Genomic DNA, 530 nt, shown 5'->3' on the forward strand with positions numbered 1-530 from the left:
CGCCAGGCCAGCCGCCGAGCGAGGTGTTCGCCGGTCGAGCGCGCCCGGCGCGGGGCCATGTGGGCGGCAGCGCCGAAGAGGGTGAAGTGTTCGGCGGGGGTGAGCCACCCGGCGGTGCCGCCGTCCTGGGGGACGAATCCGACGCGCGCGGTGCGGTGGACGGTGCCGGCGCTGGGTTTCGTCAGCCCCGCGCAGATGCGCAGCAGGGTCGATTTCCCGCAGCCGTTGGCGCCGACGATTGCGGCGACCTGCCCGGCACGCACGGTCAGGTTCACGCCGGCGAACACCGATGCCCGCCGGTAGCGCTTGCCGACGCCGGTGAGGCGGAGCAGAACGCGTCCGCCGCCCGGCTCGTGGATCGGGGGAGCGGGCTCGCCCGGGGTGCCGAGGGCCGCGACAAGATGGCGGGCGTACAGGTGGGCGGGACCGAAGAGTTCCTCCGCCGAGGCACCGAACTCGGCGGCCTGCTGGGCGGTTTCTTCGGTCAGTTGGCGGGCGCGGGCGGGTTCCAGGCCCAGCTGCACCAGTTC

The 530-nt window shown here is 74.5% G+C and carries 1 protein-coding gene; it reads right to left on the minus strand.

The features are described 5' to 3' along the window. On the minus strand, positions 1–530 hold a 530-nt coding region (locus AC1DSF_RS30665; RefSeq protein ID WP_478184081.1), incomplete at both ends, for an ATP-binding cassette domain-containing protein.

Source organism: Variovorax sp. 01N429, from assembly GCF_056399425.1.